Source organism: Nocardia fodinahabitans, from assembly GCF_052983615.1.
In genome coordinates this window covers 664643-681706 of record NZ_JBRJJC010000001.1, presented here as the reverse complement: position 1 = coordinate 681706, position 17064 = coordinate 664643, and the positions used below count along the sequence as shown (strand labels likewise).

At 70.0% G+C, this 17064-nt stretch carries 14 protein-coding genes; 12 read left to right on the top strand and 2 right to left on the bottom strand.

The window, feature by feature from the left end; genetic code table 11:
• Nucleotides 1-2 precede the first annotated feature (2 nt).
• Nucleotides 3-1247, top strand: a complete 1245-nt coding sequence (locus NV348_RS03205) for an AAA family ATPase (protein ID WP_447145621.1) — start codon at nucleotides 3-5, stop codon at nucleotides 1245-1247.
• Nucleotides 1244-2458 carry a vWA domain-containing protein gene (locus NV348_RS03200; protein WP_447145620.1) on the top strand — a complete coding sequence of 405 codons (1215 nt, stop codon included), beginning with the start codon at nucleotides 1244-1246 and terminating at the stop codon, nucleotides 2456-2458. The genes NV348_RS03205 and NV348_RS03200 overlap by 4 nt, the downstream gene beginning before the upstream one ends.
• On the opposite strand, the gene NV348_RS03195 is transcribed toward NV348_RS03200, so the two are convergent.
• Complete coding sequence (locus NV348_RS03195; RefSeq protein WP_447145619.1) at nucleotides 2407-2892, bottom strand: hypothetical protein; 486 nt, start codon at nucleotides 2890-2892, stop codon at nucleotides 2407-2409. The genes NV348_RS03200 and NV348_RS03195 overlap by 52 nt on opposite strands.
• A 315-nt stretch (nucleotides 2893-3207) precedes the next feature.
• On the opposite strand from NV348_RS03195, the gene NV348_RS03190 reads away from it, so the two are divergent.
• From NV348_RS03190 to NV348_RS03175, 4 genes are all read left to right on the top strand, one after another.
• Nucleotides 3208-5439 carry a SulP family inorganic anion transporter gene (locus NV348_RS03190; RefSeq protein ID WP_447145618.1) on the top strand — a complete coding sequence of 744 codons (2232 nt, stop codon included), beginning with the start codon at nucleotides 3208-3210 and terminating at the stop codon, nucleotides 5437-5439.
• Between the two features lie 246 nt (nucleotides 5440-5685).
• A complete protein-coding gene (locus NV348_RS03185; protein WP_447145617.1) occupies nucleotides 5686-7920 on the top strand; it encodes a SulP family inorganic anion transporter in 2235 nt (744 codons plus the stop codon).
• A 31-nt stretch (nucleotides 7921-7951) separates the two neighbouring features.
• Nucleotides 7952-8428, top strand: a complete 477-nt coding sequence (locus tag NV348_RS03180) for a TIGR02611 family protein (protein ID WP_447145616.1) — start codon at nucleotides 7952-7954, stop codon at nucleotides 8426-8428.
• A complete protein-coding gene (locus NV348_RS03175; RefSeq protein WP_447145615.1) occupies nucleotides 8425-9054 on the top strand; it encodes a (2Fe-2S)-binding protein in 630 nt (209 codons plus the stop codon). The genes NV348_RS03180 and NV348_RS03175 overlap by 4 nt, the downstream gene beginning before the upstream one ends.
• A gap of 73 nt (nucleotides 9055-9127) precedes the next feature.
• Here NV348_RS03175 and NV348_RS03170 read toward each other — a convergent pair whose 3' ends face one another.
• Complete coding sequence (locus NV348_RS03170) at nucleotides 9128-9889, bottom strand: HAD-IIB family hydrolase (protein WP_447145614.1); 762 nt, start codon at nucleotides 9887-9889, stop codon at nucleotides 9128-9130.
• Between the two features lie 745 nt (nucleotides 9890-10634).
• Here NV348_RS03170 and thrS point away from each other — a divergent pair.
• From thrS to NV348_RS03140, 6 genes are read left to right on the top strand one after another with little or no spacing between them, the layout of a single operon-like run.
• A complete protein-coding gene (gene thrS / locus NV348_RS03165) occupies nucleotides 10635-12701 on the top strand; it encodes a threonine--tRNA ligase (RefSeq protein WP_447145613.1) in 2067 nt (688 codons plus the stop codon).
• On the top strand, nucleotides 12698-13252 hold the full coding sequence (locus NV348_RS03160; protein WP_447145612.1) for an ATP adenylyltransferase: 555 nt from the start codon (nucleotides 12698-12700) through the stop codon (nucleotides 13250-13252). Before thrS ends, NV348_RS03160 begins: the two co-directional genes overlap by 4 nt.
• Before the next feature lie 5 nt (nucleotides 13253-13257).
• Nucleotides 13258-13935, top strand: coding sequence for a phosphatidylinositol phosphate synthase (gene pgsA / locus NV348_RS03155; protein WP_447145611.1), 678 nt, complete (start codon nucleotides 13258-13260; stop codon nucleotides 13933-13935).
• A complete protein-coding gene (locus NV348_RS03150) occupies nucleotides 13932-14855 on the top strand; it encodes a phosphatidylinositol mannoside acyltransferase (protein WP_447145610.1) in 924 nt (307 codons plus the stop codon). The genes pgsA and NV348_RS03150 overlap by 4 nt, the downstream gene beginning before the upstream one ends.
• Complete coding sequence (locus tag NV348_RS03145) at nucleotides 14852-15976, top strand: glycosyltransferase family 4 protein (RefSeq protein WP_447145609.1); 1125 nt, start codon at nucleotides 14852-14854, stop codon at nucleotides 15974-15976. The genes NV348_RS03150 and NV348_RS03145 overlap by 4 nt, the downstream gene beginning before the upstream one ends.
• A complete protein-coding gene (locus NV348_RS03140; RefSeq protein ID WP_447150917.1) occupies nucleotides 15976-17022 on the top strand; it encodes an NUDIX hydrolase in 1047 nt (348 codons plus the stop codon). Before NV348_RS03145 ends, NV348_RS03140 begins: the two co-directional genes overlap by 1 nt.
• Nucleotides 17023-17064: the final 42 nt, after the last annotated feature.

The window sequence follows — 17064 nt, the reverse complement described above, 5'->3', positions numbered from 1 at the left end:
GCATGTCTGTACGCACTCCCGTTGCCCTCCGCCCGGTCCGAACCACCGGCTCCCCACTCGACATCGCGGCCGAACTGCTCGCCCTGCTCGGCGAATCGACCACCGAACCCCGGCCCGACATCCGGCTCGAGGCGCTGACGCTGGCGGTCGCCGCCGACCTCCCGGTCCTGCTGTGGGGTGAGCCGGGCATCGGCAAGACCGCCGCGCTGACCCAGCTCGCCGAGTCCCTCGACCTGCCGCTGACCACGGTGATCGCGAGTGTGCACGAACCGTCGGACTTCTCTGGCCTGCCCATCCTCGGCGACGACCCGGCGACCCACGGTGTGCCGATGGCGCCGCCGGATTGGGCGGTGAAGCTGGTCCAGGCCGGACGCGGTCTGCTGTTCCTCGACGAACTCTCGACCGCGCCGCCCGCCGTGCAAGCCGCCCTGCTGCGCCTGGTCCTGGAACGGCGCGTCGGTGCGCTGCGATTGCCGCCCGGCGTCCGCATCGTCGCCGCCGCCAACCCGCGCTCCTCGGCCGCCGACGGCTGGGAACTGAGCCCGCCGCTGGCGAATCGCTTCGTGCACCTGCAGTGGGCCCACGACCACGAGGTCGTCGTGCGTGGTCTCGGCGGGACCTGGCCGCGGGCGACGCTGCCGCGCCTCGCGCCCGAAAAGCTCCCGGAGGCGGTGTCTTTCGCCCGGCGCGCGGTGTGCGAGCTGCTCGCGGGCCGGCCGAAACTGGTGCATCAGCTGCCCACCACCGAGACCCGGCGCGCCGGTGCCTGGCCCTCGCCGCGCAGCTGGGAGATGACCGTCCGGCTGATCGCGTTCGCCACCGCCGCCGGTGTCGATCGCGATGTGCTGTCGATGCTGGTGCGCGGCACCGTGGGTGACGGTCCCGGCTTCGAGCTGCTGACCAGCATCGATCGGATGGATCTGCCCGACCCCGAGGTGCTGCTGGCCGACCCGGCGGCCGCCGACCTGCCCCAACGGGGCGATCTGCGCCAGGCCGTCCTCGACGCGGTGGTGGCCGCGGTGCGCCGCCGACCGGAGAAGGCGCGCTGGGACGCGGCGTGGGCGCTGCTGGCCGGGGCGGTGGCGACCGGGGCGCCGGATCTGGTGGTGGTCCCGGCGACCACGCTGGCCACCCTGCGCCGGGACGACTGGGAGATCCCGGCGTCGATCGAGCACCTCGCCGCCACGGTGTCGGTGTCCCGGCAGGCCGAGCAGGCCACGGCCCGCGTCGCCGAGGCGCGCCGATGACGGCGGGACTGGATCACGAGAAGCTGTATGCCGCACGGTTATACGCGGTATCGGCCCGGCCCTACCTCGCCACCGCCCTGTACGCGCTGCACATCGTCGAGTCCCGGCAGGTGCCGACGATGGGGGTCGACAAGCACTGGCGCTGCTACGTCGCACCCGCGTTCGTAGCCTGCACGTCCGTGGAGGAACTCGCCTCGATCCTGGTGCACGAGGTGTCGCATCTGCTGCGCGACCATCATGCTCGCAGCGACCGATACGCCCGGGCGCACGACCTGACCGGCGCGGCGGAGCGCCTGCGGATGAACATCGCCGCCGACGCCGAGATCAACGACGACGCGTTCGGCGACGGGCTCGTCCGGCCCGCGGGGGCGGTCCTGCCCGCCGACCTCGGGCTGTCCGCGGGCGAACTGATGGAGGACTACCTCGGCCAGTTCCGGCTGGGCCGCCTGACCGAGAACATGGCCTGGCTCGACTGCGGCAGCGGCGCCGACGGACTCGATCGCGCCTGGGAGCTGGGGCCCGACGGCGCGGACGGCCTCAGCGAGCAGGAACGCGACGCGGTTCGCTTCCGGGTGGCTCAGGGCATCGTCGGCAGGCCGGGCGACGCGCCACAGGGCTGGCGGCGGTGGGCCGAGGAGGCGCTGCATCCGTCGCAGCCGTGGCGGGATCTGCTGGGCGCCGCCCTCCGGTCGGCGGCCTCGGCCCCGGGTGTCGGTGCGGACTACACCTACGGTAAGCCGGCGCGGCGCTCGGCCGCGCTGCCCGGGGTGGTGCTGCCGAGCCTGCGCCGCATGCCCCCTCGGGTCGCGGTCGTCATCGACACCTCGGGGTCGGTCAGCGATGTCGAATTGGGCAGCGCGCTGCTGGAAGTCGCCGCCATCACCCGCGCGGTCGGTGGCCGCCGCGACCTGGTCACCGTGCTGTCGTGTGACGCCGCGGTCTGGATCGCCGACCCGCTGTGCCGGGCCGAGGGCATGACCTTGATGGGCGGTGGCGGCACCGATCTGCGCACCGGTTTCACCGCGGCCCTGCGCACCCGCCCGGAGGTGATCGTGGCGCTGACCGACGGCCAGACGCCGTGGCCGACCACTCCGCCCCCGTGCCGGACGGTCGTGGGGGTGTTCCGCCGGGTGGGTTCGTGGCGCGAGGCCGATCCGGACTACGTGCCGGACCGGCCGCCTGCCTGGGCGCGGGTGGTCGAGATCGGGTGAGACGCCGCCGCGGCGGCGACGCTGCGGCGGGCCGAAAGACGCTGCGTCACCAGCAGGTACAGCCCGGAGAACAGCAGCCCGGCGAGGGGGATCAGCGGCAGGTAGGACACCCAGACGATCGGCTCCGGCAGGGACAGGGCGACGACCGTGGCGACGACGGTGCCGACGAACACCGCGGCCGACCAGCGGTGCAGCCGGCGGGTCTTCGCGTGCCCGCCGCTCGCCCCGGCTCGGCGTGCCGCGCGTGATCTGCCGGCGTAGTACCGGACGAACAGGAAGCTGCCGGAGAGGAAGAGCCCGGCGAGCGGGAACAGCGGGAGATAGGACACCCAGACCGGGCCGCTCAGCGCCACCACGAGCACCGTGAGGACCACGATCGCGGTGAAGGCCATGGCGAGCCACCGGTGGGATCGGCGCACCCAGGTGCTGGTCATCGGAAACCCTTTCGTTGTGCTGGTCTGCGGAAACGATGTTTCCACCGACCCCGGTCGCCGCGCTTCTCGATTCCTGATCGTTCCGGCCGGTGGGCTTTCCGGCCGGGCTGCGCGGGCCCCGACGTATTGCATGTGGTGCACGTCACAGTTGAGTCGCGATCCGTCCCATTCGCCTCGAGAACTTTCCATACGCTTGGGTAATTCTTTACTATTGGCCCGACCCTGTGTCTCGGGTCAGTTCTCGCAGCTCAGCATCTATTGCCAGTGCATGTTCGACCGATGAACCGGGCGCCTGCTGCCCGGCGAAGGAGAATGATGGCTACCGACAATGATCCGGGCGTGCCCGTTGCGACAACGCTCTCGTCGCCGCACGAATTTCTGAAATCTGTTCTCCGGCATGATCTTCCCGCTTCGGTGGTGGTGTTCCTGGTAGCGCTGCCCTTATCGATCGGCATCGCGGTGGCGTCCGGGGCGCCGGTCGCGGCGGGGTTGATCGCCGCGGTGATCGGCGGTGTCGTCGCCGGGCTGCTCGGTGGATCGGCGCTCCAGGTGAGTGGGCCGGCCGCCGGGCTCACCGTGGTCGTCGCCGAGACGATCGCCCAGTTCGGCTGGCGGGCGACCTGTTTCATCGTGGCCGCGGCCGGGGTGTTGCAGATCGTGTTCGGGCTCAGCCGGATAGCGCGGGCCGCGCTCGCCGTGGCGCCGGTGGTGGTGCACGCGATGCTGGCCGGAATCGGCATCACGATCGCGCTGCAGCAGAGCTTGGTGCTGCTCGGCGGGGTGTCGAGCAGTTCGAGCCTGGCCAACCTTGCCGCGCTGCCCGAAGGGATGCGCACCGCACGGTGGGGCGACGTCGTGGTCGGCGGCACCGTGATGGCGATCCTGCTCGGCTGGAAGCGCATGCCGCAGAAACTGCGGGTGGTTCCCGCGCCGCTGGTCGCGATCCTCGCCGGCGCGGTGCTGGCGATGGTCCTGCCGACCGACGTCGAGCGGATCATGTTGAGCGGCTCGCTCTTCGAGGCCATGTCGCTGCCCGAACTGCCGTCGGGCGACTGGTGGCACGTGGCGTTCACGGTGCTCACCGTCGCCCTCATCGCCAGCGTCGAGAGCCTGCTCTCCGCGGTCGCGGTGGACCGCATGAAGGGTGGAGGGCGCGCCGATTTCGATCGCGAGATGCTCGGCCAGGGCACAGCCAACCTGCTCTCCGGCCTGGTGGGCGGACTGCCGATCACCGGCGTGATCGTGCGCAGTGCCACGAATGTCAGGGCCGGTGCGCGCACCAGGGCCTCCTCGGCGCTGCACGGCTGCTGGATCCTGGTGTTCTCGGTGGCGCTCGTCGGTGTGGTGGAACAGATTCCGAAGGCAGCGCTGGCCGGTCTGCTCATCGTCATCGGCATGCAGCTGATCAAACTCGCCCACATCAAGCGGGCGCTGCGCACCGGTGATCTGCTCGTCTACGTCGTGACGGTGGCGGGTGTCGTATTCGCCAACCTGCTCGAAGGAGTCGTGATGGGCCTCGGGCTGGCGTTCGCGCTGCTGCTGTGGCGAGTCGTCCGGGTGACGATCACCGCCGCACCAGTGGCGGGCACCGACCGCTGGCTGGTCACCGTCGACGGCTCGTGCACCTTCCTCGCCCTGCCGAAGCTCTCGGCGAAGCTGGCCGAGGTGCCCGACGGGGTCGACGTGACGGTCGAGATGACCGTCGACTTCCTCGACCACGCGGCCTGCGAGGCCATTGCCGAATGGGCCGACCGCCGCGAATCCGGCGGCCGCATCGTTGATTTCGTGGAGATGGGCACCGCTCGGATGGCCCGTGCCGGCGCAGCGCCGCCCGAACGTGGTCAGGCACGCAAGGTGATCGATGAGGCGATCGGGCCGTGGCGGCGCACCGGTGGCGGCGTCGACCCGATCGCGGCGGGCATCGCGGCCTACCATCGCGGGCACGCGCATCTCATGCGCCCGCACCTGGCGGGCCTGCGGCACCGGCCCGACGCCGACACCTTCTTCCTCACCTGCGCCGACGCCCGCATCGTGCCCAATGTCATCACCAACAGCGGGCCCGGTGACCTGTTCACCGTCCGCAATGTGGGCAATCTCGTGCCGGTCGGCGGCAGCGACGTCTCGGTGGAAGCGGCGCTGATCTACGCGCTCGACAAGCTCGACGTGCGCGCGGTCGTGGTGTGCGGGCACAGCGGGTGCGGGGCCATGGAGGCCCTGTACGGGCAGGTCCAGGCCGGTCCGGGCCTCGACGACTGGCTCGCGCACGCCGCGCCGACCCTGACGGCGTTCCACGCGGGTCACCCGGTCGCCGAGGCGGCCCGGCGGGCGGGCTTCGGCCCGGTCGACCAGCTCGGCATGGTGAACGTCGCCCGGCAGGTCCAGACACTGATGGACTACCCGGCGGTGCGCGACGGGATCGAGGAGCGCGGTGTCGCGGTCTCGGGTCTGTTCTTCGATCTGGCGACCGCGCGGGTCATCGAGGTGACCATCGACGGGATCGCCGAATTCGACGACAGCCACCGCCGTGTCGCGGCCGAACCGGTGTGAGCGCCCAGATCCGGTGTGGGCCACACCACAGCGGGCCTGCGGTTATGGCGACACCCACTCTTCGTGCGGCACACTGGTTTTGCCAAGTCTTTACCAATACGGTGGTTGGCACCCCGCCCCGGTTCGCCGACGCACCGGGGCGTTCGACGCTTCATCGCTGGAAGCTGTTCCGCGGTCACCCGACCGCCCACGACACGTAGATCGTCCATCGACCACGGCCGCGCGCCGCGTCGCCGAAGGAGAACCATGTCTGTCGCGAACGACCTAGCTCCACCCGCCGCACCGGCGGCGCCCTCGCCGGAACCCCCGCCGCCGTCCTGGCGGCAGACCCTGCTCCGCCACGATCTGCCCGCCTCGATCGTGGTCTTCCTCGTCGCCCTGCCGTTGTCGCTGGGCATCGCCGTCGCCTCCGGCGCCCCGGTCGCCGCCGGTCTGGTCGCCGCGGTGATCGGCGGCATCGTCGCCGGGCTGCTCGGCGGTTCGGTCCTGCAGGTCAGTGGCCCCGCCGCGGGCCTGACCGTCGTCGTCGCCGAATCCATCGCCCAATTCGGCTGGCGTGTCACCTGTTTCATCGTCGTCGCCGCGGGGCTGTTACAGATCCTGTTCGGGCTCAGCCGGATCGCGCGCGCCGCGCTCGCGGTCGCTCCCGTGGTGGTGCACGCGATGCTCGCCGGTATCGGCATCACCATCGCGCTGCAGCAGGTCCATGTGCTGCTCGGTGGGTCCTCGCACAGCACCGCCTGGCGCAATCTGATCGAGCTGCCGGGTCAGCTGCTGTCGCTGCACGGTGGCGACGCCCTCGTCGGCGCCGTCGTGATCGCGGTGATGCTGGGCTGGAAATATCTGCCGCCGAAGCTGCGCGCGGTGCCCGGTCCGCTGGTCGCGGTCGTCGCGGGCACCCTGCTCTCGCTCGTGCTGCCCGCCGAGGTGGAGCGGATCGTGTTGAGCGGCTCGCTCTTCGACGCGCTGCAGCTGCCCGAACTGCCGTCGGGGAACTGGTCGGCGATCGCCATGATGGTGCTCACCATCGCGCTCATCGCGAGCGTCGAGAGCCTGCTCTCCGCCGTGGCGGTGGACAAGATGCACACCGGTCCGCGCACCGACTTCGACCGCGAGTTGATCGGTCAGGGTTCGGCGAACGTGCTGTCCGGCCTGGTCGGCGGCCTGCCGATCACCGGCGTCATCGTGCGCAGTGCCACCAATGTGCAGGCGGGCGCGCGCAGCCGGGCCTCGGCGATCATGCACGGCTGCTGGATCCTGCTGTTCTCGGTCGCGCTGGTCGGTCTGGTCGAGCAGATCCCGAAGGCCGCGCTGGCCGGCCTGCTCATCGTCATCGGCATCCAGCTGGTGAAGCTGGCCCACATCCGGCTGGCCCGGCGCACCGGCGACCTGCTCGTGTATCTGGTCACCGTGCTCGGCGTGGTGTTCCTGAACCTGCTCGAGGGCGTGATCATCGGTCTCGCACTGGCTTTCGGCCTGCTGCTGTGGCGCGTGGTGCGCGTGCAGGTCACCGCGATGCCGCTGCCGGGCGGCGAGCGCTGGCTGGTCCGCATCGATGGGTCGTGCACCTTCCTGGCCCTGCCGAAGCTCTCGGCCGAGCTCGGCAAGGTGCCCGCGGGCGCCGAGGTCACCGTGGAGATGACGGTCGACTTCCTCGACCACGCCGCCTTCGAGGCCATCGAGAGCTGGCAGCATCAGCAGGAAAGCAGCGGTGGCAGCGTCGATTTCGTGGAGATCGGCAGCGCCAGGATGGCCGACACCCTCGGCGCGCCACCGGCCCGCGGGTTCGGCCGCGCGACCTGGGACGAGCTGCTCGGACCGTGGCGGCATCAGAAGTCCGGCAGCGATGCCCTGACCGCCGGGGTCTCGGCTTTCCACCGCAGCCACGCCCACGTCGTGCGCCCGCACCTGGACGAGCTGCGCGACCGGCAGGACCCGGATTCCTTCTTCCTGACCTGCTCGGACTCGCGGATCGTGCCCAATGTGATCACCTCGAGCGGCCCCGGTGACCTGTTCACCGTCCGCAATGTGGGCAATCTGGTGCCGACCAGTGGCGACGATTCGGTCGAGGCGGCGCTGGTGTTCGCGCTCGAGGAGCTGGCGGTGCGCTCGGTCGTGGTGTGCGGGCACTCCGCCTGCGGCGCGATGAAGGCCGTCTACCGGGGCGCCGAGGCCGACGGCGGGCTGAGCTCGTGGCTGCGGCATGCCGAGGCGAGCCTGGACCGGTTCCGCGCCGACCATCCGGTCGCAGCGGCGGCGCGGGCCGCGGGCTTCGACGAGGTCGACCAGCTCAGCATGGTCAATGTCGCCGTGCAGCTCGAGACGCTGCACCGGCATCCGGCCGTGCGCCGCGCGGTCGCCGAGCGCGGGCTGGCGGTGTCGGGACTGTTCTTCGACATCGCGGGCGCGCGCGTGATCGAGGTCACCGCCGAGGGCGTGCGCACCATCGACGATCGAGACGATGCCCCGGTCACCACGTGATCGCGGGGTCGGCGGCTCGTAGGCTGGAACGATGACGCGCAAGCCGACCGTCGACCCCACCGACGCCCCGGCGGATTCCACCGCCGGGGCGTCGGCGGCCGAGCCGTCCTTCAAGCAGCGCTGGCGCGCCTTCCGGGCGAGCATCGAGCACCGCCCTACCCTGAACCTCGGCTACCGCATCGCCGTCGGCGTGGTCGGTGGGCTGGTGTTGCTGATCGGGATCGTCACGATCCCGTACCCGGGACCCGGCTGGGCGCTGGTGTTCGCGGGCTTCGGCATCCTGGCCACCGAGTTCGTCTGGGCCCATCACACCCTGAACTGGGTGCGCGGCAAATACCGGATCGTCATGGGGTGGTACACCTCGCGCGGGTGGACGATCAGGATCCTCGGCGCGGTGGCCACCTTCGCCCTCGTCGTCGCGACGCTGTGGCTGCTCGGCACGTTTTCGATGGTCGGAGGGTGGATCGGAGTCGAATGGCCATGGTTGCGCAGTCCCCTGATGTCGTGAACACCGTCCCCGGCCGCCTGCTCACCGATCCCACCTGGGTCTCGGCCCGGATCGGCGAGATGAGCCGTGTCTGGGGCACCGAGACGCCCCGCGTCGGCGGCACGCTGTGGTGGTGCATGGTCGCCTCCGCGCTCGTCGACCAGATCACCGCCGCCTACACCGCGGGCGTCCCGGCCCCGATCCCGGCGCTCGACGAGCTCGACTGCGAGATCCGGCCCGATGGGGGAGTCGAGCGCGTGCGCTTCCGGTCGACGGTCGCCCTCGCCGCGGCCGCCGACGGCGCGGCTGCCGCCGAGGCGGTCGGCGCCGCCCTGCGCGAGACTTTGACCGCGGTGATCCTGCAGGTCGCCGCCGTGTCCGGCGCCGGGGTGCCCGCTCTGTGGGCCGTGGTCACCGACGCGATCGGCAACCGCGCGCTGGACGCGGGCGCACCGGAAGCCGCGACCCGGCTGGCCGGCGAGGTGGGCTCGCGCCTGCTCGCCCCCCGTTTCGTCACCGTCGGCGACCGCACCTTCGTCCGGCGCCTGTCCTGCTGTCTCGTCTACGAGGTACCGGGCTGCCAGATGTGCACCAGCTGCCCGAAACGCCCGGCAGCCGAACGCGCGGCCCTGCTGGCTCAGGCGTGATTCCAGGAGCACAGATGCGGCGAGGACAGGGGTTCGTCGCCGTCACGCAGGCCCGAACACCCAGCAGCGATGCCTAGAGCGCAGTAGCGAGCAGCGAGATTTCAGCAGCCACGGCCGCCGGATCCGCGCTGATAGTGACATGCGCGACGGTGTCCAGGCTCGAGTGCGATCCGACCCGTACTGCCCGCTCCGCGTTTTTCAGCAGGTCGAAGTCGTTGAGGTCGTTACCAAATGCCACGTAGTTCGTGTGCCCCAACGATTCCAGGGCCTCCCACTTGGTGGTGGATCCCGGCGCGAAGTCGATGATCCCTTCCTCGAGGTGGTGGTTGACCGTCAGTCCCAGATCCCGACCGGCCGCCGCGAGAGCCGGCATGTCGTTCGCGCCGAGAACCAGGAACTTCACCACCTCGGGCAAGTCCGTGAGTTCGACCATCTGCGCGAGACTGCCTTGGTCGACCCGTCCACGGATCGGATGGTCGTGCGCTCCGGTGTAGGCGTAGTCCCAGGGCCCGTCTGCGAGATACGTCGCATCGAACTGTTCGACGGCGTCCATCAGCGCTCGCAGTACAAAAGCGTCGAACGCGGCGCGTGCCTGTACCTGTCCGTTGGCTGACACCAGACTTCCATTCCCGCCGATCAGGGTCGCGGACGCAAAGGCGCCGTCAAGGACAGGCAGGAGGTCGCGGATTGGGCGCGCAGACGCGAAAACTGGATGGTATTCAGCTCGTTCGCATTCCTCGATTGCTGCCAGGATTCGGTCATCAATCGTTCGTCCGTCGAAGCAGAGCGTGCCGTCGATGTCGAAAACTACTGTCCGGGCGTTGAGGGTGAGCACCGGAACATCCTACTGACCACGGATGGTCCCACCGAAAGGCAAAGCGGTGCCGCGCTGTCCTGAACGGCCGCCGAGAGTTTCACTCAGAGTTTCGTATGACCCTTCAACGCGCCCAGCAATTTCCAATGGTGCCGCAACAATCAGCTTGGTTACGAGCACGGGGCATGGCGGGTGTGGCGTTGATCGCTGGTGCTGCGAGCGGGTGGAGGTGGGTGATCCTTGGTGGTTGCTGCAACCGTGTGGGCGTGTTTCCCGGTCTGCTCGCCGTGCTCGTGCCAGCCCCTTACTCATGCCGGCTCCTGCCGCCGTGCTGTGACATGAGATTCCACACCCCACCCGGACCCCGCCGGGCCCGGGTGGGGCGTTCGGCGGGCTGGTCGGCGGCGTCGTGGCTGTAGGATGCCGGTACTGTCGGTGGGTCCGGGGTGCTGCACGGGATGGTTTGTGCCGGGGTGTGGCACGTGGGCAGGTTTTTCGCGACCGAATGTCGATCGCACGCCGGTTGCCCGACAGGTTAGAGGTCATGACCAGCGGGGACATACCCGGAGAGTGCAGAGGTAACTCACCTGGGACGGACTGACGCACCCGCTCGTCGGACCGTCGGCCGCGCGCGATCCGCGACACGAACACGAGTCTGGCCAGAATCGCGGGGAGGCGGAACAGCTAGCATGGTCGCGTTCGCAGGAATCCAGCCTGCGCCGCGCGGGACATCCCCGCCGGACGTGACGTCAAGGAGAGCATCCCCGTGACCACCTCTGCACCGATCAGCCCTGTCGCCCTCGTCCGGGTGCCGGCCGGGACTACCGCGGGCGCGGCGGTGCGAGAAGCGGGCTTGCCGACCAAGGGACCCGACACGATCGTGGTGGTCCGCGACGCCGAGGGCGCGCTCAAGGACCTGTCCTGGACCCCGGACGAAGACGTCGAGGTCGAGGCCGTCGCCGCCAGCACCGAGGACGGCCGCAGCGTGATCCGGCACTCGGCCGCGCACGTGCTGGCCCAGGCGGTGCAGCAGGAGTTCCCCGACGCCAAGCTGGGCATCGGCCCGCCGATCAAGGACGGCTTCTACTACGACTTCCGGGTCGACCGGCCCTTCACCCCCGAGGATCTGGCCAAGCTGGAATCGCGGATGAAGAAGATCATCAAAGGCGCGCAGCGCTTTTCGCGTCGCGTCGTCGAGATCGACGAGGCTCGGGCGGAACTGGCGAAGGAGCCGTTCAAGCTCGAGCTGATCAGCGACAAGTCGGGCATCGACGATCCGGAGATCATGGAGGTCGGCGGCAACGAGCTGACCATCTACGACAACCTGGACCCGCGCACCGGCGAGAAGGTGTGGGGCGACCTGTGCCGCGGCCCGCACATCCCCACCACCAAGTTCATCCCCGCCTTCAAGCTGACCCGCAGCTCGGCCGCCTATTGGCGCGGTGACCAGGACCGCGAGGACCTGCAGCGCATCTACGGCACCGCCTGGGAATCGACCGAGGCGATGGACGAGTACCTGCACCTGCTGGCCGAGGCCGAGCGCCGCGACCACCGCAAGCTGGGCCTCGAGCTCGACCTGTTCAGCTTCCCCGACGAGCTCGGCTCGGGCCTGCCGGTGTTCCACCCCAAGGGCGGCATCATCCGCAAGGAGATGGAGGAGTACTCGCGCCAGCGCCACATCGACGCGGGCTACGAGTTCGTCAACACCCCGCACATCACCAAGGGGCACCTGTTCGAGGTCTCCGGTCACCTCGACTGGTACCGGGACGGCATGTTCCCGGCCATGCACCTCGACGCCGAACTCAACGAGGACGGCACCGTGCGCAAGCCCGGCCAGGACTACTACGTCAAGCCGATGAACTGCCCGATGCACAACCTGATCTTCCGCGCGCGTGGGCGCTCCTACCGTGAGCTGCCGCTGCGGATGTTCGAGTTCGGCTCGGTGTACCGCTACGAGAAGTCCGGCGTGGTCCACGGCCTGACTCGCGTGCGTGGCATGACCCAGGACGACGCGCACATCTACTGCACCAAGGAGCAGATGCACGCGGAGCTGACCACCACGCTGCAGTTCGTGCTGTCGCTGCTCAAGGACTACGGCCTCGACGACTTCTACCTCGAGCTGTCCACCAAGGACCCGAAGAAGTTCGTCGGCTCCGACGAGCTGTGGGAAGAGGCCACCGAGACCCTGGCCAAGGTCGCCGAGGCCTCGGGTCTGGACCTGGTGCCGGATCCGGGCGGCGCCGCGTTCTACGGCCCGAAGATCTCCGTGCAGGCCAAGGACGCGCTGGGCCGCACCTGGCAGATGTCGACCATCCAGCTCGACTTCAACCTGCCCGAGCGGTTCAACCTGGAATACACCTCCTCCGACGGCACCAAGCAGCGTCCGGTGATGATCCACCGCGCCCTGTTCGGCTCGATCGAGCGGTTCTTCGGCGTGCTCACCGAGCACTACGCCGGTGCGTTCCCGGCGTGGCTCGCCCCGGTGCAGGTCGTGGGCATCCCGGTCGCGGAGAACTTCGCTCCGCACCTGGACGCGGTGATCGAGCGGCTGCAGGACGGGGGCGTGCGCGCCCAGGTCGACCGCAGCGACGACCGGATGCAGAAGAAGATCTTCAACCAGACCGCGCAGAAGGTGCCGTTCATGCTGCTGGCGGGCGCGCGCGACGTGGAGGCCGGCGCGGTCAGCTTCCGGTTCCGCGACGGCACCCAGGTCAACGGCGTGCCGGTCGACGACGCGGTGGCCACCATCCTGAGCTGGATCGCCAACCGGGAGAACGTCTCGCCCACCGCGGACGGGTTCGAGGTCGTCACCGCGGCGAAGGCGTCCTCATGAGTGAGAGCATCGCCTCGGAGGCCGGGTCGATCGTCGACGCGGGCGCCGGCCAGCCGGACCGGTTGCAGCGGCTGTGGACGCCGTACCGGATGTCCTACATCACCGGCGAGGTCAAGCCCAAGGACGCCACCGGTCACCCGTTCACCGACATCCCGAAGATGTCCGACGAGGACGGGCTGATCATCGCCCGCGGTGAACACGTCTATGCGGTGCTCAACTTGTACCCGTACAACCCAGGGCACATGATGGTGGTGCCGTACCGCCGGGTCGCCGACCTGGAGGATCTGACGCCCGCCGAGAGCGCGGAGCTGATGGCCTTCACGCAGCGGGCCATCCGGGTGATGAAGCGGGTCTCGCGGCCCGCCGGATTCAATGTCGGGCTCAACCTCGGCGGCGTGGCCGGTGGTTCGCTGGCCGACCACCTGCACCAGCACATCGTGCCGCGCTGGGGTGGGGATGCGAACTTCATCACCGTGGTCGGCGGGGTGAAGGTGATGCCTCAGTTGTTGCGCGAGACGCGGCAGCTGCTGGCGGAGGCGTGGGAGGAATAACAACCGTGCTCAGCTTCTTCGGCCGCCAGACGTTTGCGAAAGCGACTGCGCCGCTGGGCAAAGCGCTCGTCGGTACCGGGCTCACCCCGGACGCGATGACACTGATCGGTACCACCGCGACGATCGCGGCCGCGGTGACGCTGTTCCCCTCCGGACACCTGTTCTGGGGAACGATGGTCATCTGGCTGTTCGTCATGTTCGACATGCTGGACGGAGCGATGGCGCGGGCCCGCGGCGGCGGCACGAAGTACGGCGCCGTCCTCGACGCCACCTGTGACCGGGTCGCCGACGGCGCGATCTTCGGCGGTCTGGCCTGGTGGGCGGTCTACCACGAGCAGAGCAAGGAACTGTTCGCGGCGACGCTGATCGTGCTGGTCACCTCGCAGGTGATCTCGTACGCGAAGGCGCGCGCCGAGGCGAGCGGCCTGTCCGCCGACGGCGGGCTGATCGAGCGGCCGGACCGGCTGGTCATCGTGCTGGTCGGCGCCGGGCTCACCGGCATCGGTGGGCACTGGGGCATCGAATGGCTCACCTGGGCCGTCTACGTGGCCATGTGGATCCTGGTCGTGGCCAGCGTGATCACGGTGTTCCAGCGGGTGCTCGCGGTGCGGAACTCGCCGGGCGCGCGGACCGTCATCCCGCCCACCCCGCAGCCCGACGCGGCCGGAGGTGCGGCGTCGTGACCCTCACCGATCGGATGAGCGACCTGGGCTACGCCGCGGGCTGGCGGTTGGTGCGGTCGGCGCCGGAACCCCTCGTGCGCAAGGTGTTCGATCTGGGCGCCGACCGGGCGGTGAAGGCCGGCGGACCGGAGCAGTTGCGGCGAAACCTCGCCCGGGTGCTCGGGGTGCGCCCCGATGCGGTCCCGGCCGAGCTGATGCGCGCGAGTATGCGCTCCTACGCCCGGTATTGGCGCGAGGCGTTCCGGCTGCCCAGCATGGACCACAGCACGATCGACTATTACGTCGACGGCCTGGAACACCTCGACGCGGCCCTGGAGCGGGGCCGCGGCGTCATCTTCGTGCTGCCGCACTCGGGCAACTGGGATATGGCCGGCGTATGGCTGGTGCAGCACTACGACAACTTCACCACGGTGGCCGAACGGCTGAAGCCGGAGTCGCTGTTCGAGCGGTTCGTCGCCTACCGGGAGAGCCTCGGCTTCGAGGTGTTCCCGCTGACCGGTGGTGAGCAGCCGCCGTTCGGGCAGCTCGCGGACCGGTTGCGGCAGAACCGGATCATCTGCCTGATGGGCGAGCGCGACCTCACCGGCAAAGGCGTGCCGGTGGACTTCTTCGGCGAGCGCACCTGGATGCCCGCCGGCGCGGCCAAACTGGCCATCGAGACCGGTGCCGCGCTGATGCCGGTGCACGGGTGGTTCACCGTCGAAGCCGACGGCACCGAGGGCTGGGGTCTGAAAACCGAAGCGCCGCTGGATGTCTCCGGCGGCGTCGCGGCCGCGACCCAGGCGCTGGCCGATCGGTTCGCGGCCAATATCGCCGAGCATCCGGCCGACTGGCACATGCTGCAACCGCTGTGGGAAGCCGATCTGTCGCCCGAGCGGCGGGCGCGCATCGCGGCCGCGCAGACAGGGGGACCGCGGTGAAGATCGGCATGGTGTGCCCGTACTCGTTCGACGTTCCCGGCGGTGTGCAGGCCCATGTCGTCGAGCTGGCCCGGGTCTTCCTCGAACGTGGACACAAGGTGAGCGTGCTCGCGCCCGCCTCCGACGACACCCCGCTGCCCGATTTCGTGGTGTCGGCGGGCCGCGCGGTGGCGATTCCGTACAACGGGTCGGTGGCGCGGCTGTCGTTCGGCCCGATGGCCTACACCCGGATCCGGCGCTGGATCGAGAGCAACGACTTCGACGTGCTGCACATCCACGAGCCCAACGCGCCGAGTCTGTCGATGCTGGCGCTCAAGATCGCCGAGGGACCGATCGTCGCGACCTTTCACACCTCGACCACGAAGTCACTGGTGCTGAGCACTTTCCAGGGGGTGCTGCGGCCGTACCACGAGAAGATCAACGGCCGCATCGCCGTCTCGGAGCTGGCCAGGCGCTGGCAGGTCGAGGCGCTCGGCTCGGACGCGGTGGAGATCCCCAACGGTGTCGATGTCGCGGCGTTCGCCCGGGGGCCGCTGCTCGACGGCTATCCGCGCGTGGGCGCGACGGTGCTGTTCCTCGGTCGCTTCGACGAGCCGCGCAAGGGCATGGACGTGCTGCTGGGCGCGCTGCCCACGCTGATCGACCGGCATCCCGACGTGCAGATCCTCATCGTCGGGCGCGGCGACGAGGACCGGCTGCGCCGCGAGGCGGGCGCGCATGCCGGGCACCTGCGTTTCCTCGGCCAGGTCTCCGACGAGGAGAAGGCCGCGGCGATGCGCAGCGCCGATGTCTACGTCGCGCCGAACCTGGGCGGCGAGAGCTTCGGCATCATCCTGATCGAGGCGATGGCCGCGGGCACCCCGGTGGTGGCCAGCGAGCTCGACGCGTTCCGCCGGGTGCTGCGCGACGGGACCGCGGGCCTGCTCACCCCCGTCGGTGATTCGGCCGCCCTGGCCACCGCGATCGACACCGTTCTCACCGACGACGAGACCAGGCAGCGGCTGGTGCGCACCGCGACCCAGGTGGTCGCCGCCTACGACTGGCCGGTGGTGGCCGAGCAGATCCTGCGGGTATACGAGACCGTCACCGTCGGCGATCTCCGGGTGCGGGCCGCCGGATGATCACCTTCTCCGCGACTTCGGTCCTCGTTCTCGGGCTGATCGCCGTGCTCGTCCTCGCGCTCGGTGTCTGGGCGTACTCCACGGCCAACCGGCTCGACCGGCTGCACGTGCGCTCGGATCAGTCCTGGCAGGCGCTCGACGCGGCGCTGGCCCGGCGCGCGGTGGTGGCGCGTGCGGTGGCCATGGCCATCGCAGGCCCGGTGAGCACCGACTCGCGCCGCGGTGAACGGGCCGCTCAGCTCGCCGCCCTGGCCGATCGCGCCGAGCGGGCCGATCGCGGTGACCGGGAGACCGTCGAGAACCAGCTCTCCGCCGCACTGACCCTGGTCGACATCGACCTTCTCCGGCCGCAGCTGGTCGCCGAGCTCGCCGACGCCGAGGCTCGGGTGCTGATCGCGCGCCGCTTCCACAACGACGCCGTTCGCGACACCCTCGCGTTGCGCACCCGCCGGCCGGTGCGGGTGCTGCACCTGGGTGGTACCGCGCCGCTGCCGGACTATTTCGAGATCACCGAGCGGGCCACACCCGCCGCGGCGACCGGACTCGACGTGCACACCACCCGCACCTCCGCTCGCGTGGTGCTGCTCGACGAGCACGACCGGGTGCTGCTGCTACGCGGCCACGACCCGATGCTGCCCGAGGTGGCGTTCTGGTTCACCGTCGGCGGTGGCGTCGAGCCCGGGGAGAGCCTGCGCGATGCCGCGGTGCGTGAGCTGTACGAGGAAACCGGTCAGCGGGTCGATCCGGCGGCGCTGCGCGGTCCGCTGTGGCGCCGGGTGGCGGTGTTCCCGTTCAACGGTGAGCTCATCCGCTCCGAGGAGCTGTTCTTCACCCTGCGGGCCCCGAGCTTCGAGTGGCGTCCGGCGGCCCTGAACGCGCTCGAGCGTCGCACCATCACCGACCACCGCTGGTGCACCCCCGCCGACATTCGCGCCCTCGACGATCAGGGCGAGGCGGTGTACCCGTACCACCTCGACGAACTGCTGACCGAGGCGGCCGCGGCTGCCGCCGACGACGCCGAGCACGTCGTACGCTCTATCCGCTGAGTCGATCGGGCGGCCGATCGTCGGGGAACGCGGCGGGAGGCG